Below are 3,869 nucleotides of genomic sequence, written 5' to 3'. Positions count from 1 at the left end.
CCCGTCGTCGTCGGCGTGGGCCAGTTCACCGAGCGCATCGACGATCCCGGTTACCGCGGCATGTCCTCGGTCGAACTGGCGACCGAGGCGGTGCGGGCCGCGCTCGCCGACACCGGCGCCGACGTGACCGCGGTGGCGTTGGCCATCGAGGTGTTCGCCGGTCTGCGCCAGTTCGAGATCTGCACGCCGTTCAATCGGCCGCCGTTCGGCTGTTCGGACAATTACGTCCGTTCGGTGGCCAATCGGGTGGGCGCCGATCCGGCGCGTGCGGTGCTCGAGCCGATCGGTGGCAACGGTCCGCAGAAGCTGATGACGGAGTTCGCCGGGGCGATCGCGGCCGGTGACATCGAGGTCGCGTTGATCCTCGGGTCCGAGCCCGGGTCGACGGCGAAGTACTTCGCCGGGCGCGACGACAAGCCGGACTTCACCGAACACATCGGTGGCCAGCTCGAGGACCGCGGCTACGGTTTCGAGCAGTACATGAGCGAGTACACCGCCAAGCACGGGCTGACCGGAGCGCCCGTCCAGTACGGGCTGCTCGACAACGCGCGCCGAGGACGGCTCGGGCTCAGCGTCGCCGACTACCGGCGTGCAATGGCCGAGCTCTTCGCCCCCTTCTCGAAAGTTGCTGCTGCGAACCGGTTCTCGTCCTCACCGGTGGAGCGTTCGGTGGCCGAGATCGAAACCGTCACCGACGAGAACCGGATGATCTGCGACCCATACCCGCGGTTGCTGGTGGCGCGCGACACCGTCAATCAAGGAGCCGCCGCGCTGGTGATGTCGGTGTCGGCGGCCCGCCGGCTTGGTGTGCCCGAGGACAAGTGGGTTTATCTGCGCGGGCATGCCGATCAGACCGAGCAGGATTTATTGGACCGCGTCGACGTCAGTATCAGCTACTCCGCCAAACAGGCTGTGGCAGAAGCGCTCCGCGGCGCGGGCATCGGCATCGACGACGTGACGACGTTCGACCTCTACAGCTGCTTCCCGTTTCCGGTGTTCGCGGTGTGCGACGAGTTCGCCCTCGCCGCCGACGACCCACGCGGCCTGACGCTGACTGGCGGCCTGCCGTACTTCGGCGGCCCCGGCAACAGCTATTCGCTGCACGGTATCGCCGAGACCGTGACCGCCATGCGCGACAAACCCGGCGCGTTCGGGCTCGTCGGCGCCAACGGCGGTGTGATGAGCAAGTATTCGGTGGGCGTGTACTCGACAACCCCTGGCGACTGGGCGGCTGACCGGAGCAAGGAGTTGCAGCAACACATCGCTGCCCTGCCGAAGGTACCGGTCACTCGAAACGCCAACGGCGCAGCCACCATTGAGACGTACTCCGTACGGTACGACTGGCCGGCGACGACCGGTGTCATCATCGGCAGGTTGGCCGCAGACGGCTCGCGCTTCATGGCGCTCACCGAAGACGAGGACTTGGTGGCGGTGATGACCGACGGTGACCCGCTCGGCGCCGAAATCACCGTGAAGTCGAGCGACGGGGGCATCAACCAGGCTTGGCTCGCTTAGCTCCTCAGTGCGGCAATTCCAGTGCGGCCACCAGGCCTTCGCAGTCCTCGACAGTCACGTTGAGCGCCGAGTGGTCGCGCAGACCGATCACGCGGTGGATCCGCGGCTCGAAGTGGATGCACACGCCCTGCGTTGCGTTGGTGCCGAAGGTCAGGCCGTCGTCGGCCAGCGAAAGTCGGGCGCCCACCGCGGTCCACCAGCGGTAGGGCCCGGTGATATGCGCGTCCTGAATCTGGGACAGCGGCGCGTCGACCCGGAACGGGCCGTAACGGGCGATCAGCAGGCCGTCATCGGTGACGGTGACACCCTGTTTGCTCGGCCACGCCCGGAAGGCCAGCCACAGCGGCGCCAGCCGGGTCTCGTATCGGAAGGGGAAGTGGCGGCCGTGCTCGGTCATGCGCCTCCTGTCAGCTAAACCGCCGCGGCAAGCTTGCCCGCCAACCTCTCGACATACGCGGCCACCTCATCTTCGGACTTGTCGGGCAGCCCGAACAACACCTCGGTGACCCCGATTTCGGCCCAGTGCGCCAACTTCTCCGGCACCGGCTTGAAGTCCAGCGCAACGATCTGCGGCGCGCCGTCACGACCCGCCGCGGCCCAGGTGTCCTGCAACACCCGCACCGGCGTGTCGATGTCGAAGTCACGTGGCGTCGTGATCCAGCCATCGGCGCTGCGGGCGATCCACGTGAAGTTCTTCTCCGTGCCGGCCGCACCGACCAGCACCGGGATGTGCGACTGCACCGGCTTGGGCCACGCCCAACTCGGCCCGAAATTGACGAATTCACCTTCGTAGGAGGCCTCTTCTTTGGTCCACAGCGCCCGCATCGCTTCGATGTATTCGCGCAGCATGGTTCGGCGACGGCCGGGCGGCACACCGTGGTCGGCCAGTTCATCGGTGTTCCAGCCGAACCCGACGCCCAGGCTGACCCGCCCACCCGAGAGGTGGTCGAGCGTCGCGATGGATTTGGCCAGCGTGATCGGGTCATGTTCGACTGGCAAAGCCACCGCGGTGGACAGCCGTACCCGCGACGTGACGGCGCACGCCGCGCCGAGGCTCACCCACGGATCCAGCGTGCGCATGTAGCGGTCGTCGGGCAACGTCTCGTCGCCGGTGGTTGGGTGGGCGGCCTGGCGCTTGACCGGAATGTGGGTGTGTTCCGGTACATAGAACGTGGTGAACCCGTGGTTATCGGCAAGAGTGGCGGCCGCTGCCGGGGAGATTCCGCGATCACTGGTGAACAGCACGAGTCCATAGTCCATGGATGAATTAGAACGTGTTCCAATCTCGCGGGCAACCATCGGGGTGGGGGCCGGCTGCCGAGATGTGCAACGACTCCGTGCCCGAGATGGGCTAGCGTTGTTGATCGGTTCGCGTCGCAAAGCTCCCGCCGGCTGCGGCCTACGGTGTTGACCCGGCGTTTACCGGTAGCCTCGCGGGAGGCGCCGCGCGGGAGTAACCAGCGTCGCACGACAGTGGTGCCGCACACGTATCGGAAAGCACAGGAGAAGCCATGACTTACCCGCCCGGCAACCCCGGATATCCCCCCGCGCAGTCGCCCGGCTCGTACCGGGGTCCGGCATCGACCTCGTTCGCGAGGTCCGAGGACACCGAGACGAACCTCAAGCACTATTTGATCATCGCGGTCGCGGTTCTCGGTGTGTTGACCTATCTGGCGAGCTACTTCCCGATGGTGTCGCGCGTCTTGCCCAATGGCGACGAGCTGGTCGAGAAGGGCAGCACCCTGTCGCTGGACTTGGTGCTGCTGGCCGGTCTGCTGGCGGCAGTGAACCTGCTTCCCAAGGCCAAGAACTTCCTCGCGGTGGTGACCGCGGTATCTCTCCTGGGCGCGTTACTGCTGATACAAGACACTGTCGACGCCACGGGCCGGGGCGCCGGATTGTGGATCGCGGTGACGACCGCTGTCGTGCAGGCGGCGCTGGCCATCAGCGCTCTGCTGCTGGATGCGGGCGTCATCACGGCGCCGGCACCCCGCCCCAAGTACGACCAGTACTACGGCCAGTACGGCGGCTACTACGGTCAGCAGCAGAGCCCCTACCAGCAGTCTGGTTACGGCACGCAGTACGGCGGCTACCCCTCGGGCGCGAACACCGGCGGGTTCGCCGCGCAGTCCGGACCGCAGCCGAGCTCGGCGCAGTCCCAGCACGGATCACCCACCCCGCCAACAGGTTTTCCGAGCTTCAGCCCGCCGCCGTCGTCTGGCTCGAACGCCTCGGGCCAGGGCAACTCCTCCGACCAGAGCGGGTCGGGCCACGGCCAGCAGTCGTTCGGGTCAGGCCAGCAGCCGCAGGCGCCGTCCTCGCCATCGGGGCCCGCACAGTCCTGACTGGGTTCG

The 3,869-nt window shown here is 67.0% G+C and carries 4 protein-coding genes; 2 read left to right on the top strand and 2 right to left on the bottom strand.

Annotation, left to right across the window (positions count from 1 at the left end):
* A partial coding sequence (locus AC2VOG_RS19570) for an acetyl-CoA acetyltransferase (protein ID WP_486941487.1) occupies positions 1–1,515 on the top strand: 1,515 nt, incomplete at its 5' end.
* A gap of 4 nt (positions 1,516–1,519) precedes the next feature.
* Here AC2VOG_RS19570 and AC2VOG_RS19565 read toward each other — a convergent pair.
* Positions 1,520–1,912 carry a hypothetical protein gene (locus AC2VOG_RS19565; protein ID WP_486941486.1) on the bottom strand — a complete coding sequence of 131 codons (393 nt, stop codon included), beginning with the start codon at positions 1,910–1,912 and terminating at the stop codon, positions 1,520–1,522.
* 14 nt (positions 1,913–1,926) lie between these two features.
* Positions 1,927–2,775 carry an LLM class F420-dependent oxidoreductase gene (locus AC2VOG_RS19560; protein ID WP_486941485.1) on the bottom strand — a complete coding sequence of 283 codons (849 nt, stop codon included), beginning with the start codon at positions 2,773–2,775 and terminating at the stop codon, positions 1,927–1,929.
* A gap of 251 nt (positions 2,776–3,026) precedes the next feature.
* Between AC2VOG_RS19560 and AC2VOG_RS19555 the strand changes: the two genes are divergently transcribed.
* A complete protein-coding gene (locus tag AC2VOG_RS19555) occupies positions 3,027–3,860 on the top strand; it encodes a DUF5336 domain-containing protein (protein ID WP_486941484.1) in 834 nt (277 codons plus the stop codon).
* The last annotated feature ends 9 nt before the right edge of the window (positions 3,861–3,869 follow it).

It is taken from the genome of Mycobacterium sp. TH-M11, from assembly GCF_057473725.1.
The sequence above is the reverse complement of the archived record's forward strand: the minus strand, read 5'-3'. Positions and strand labels throughout refer to the sequence as shown.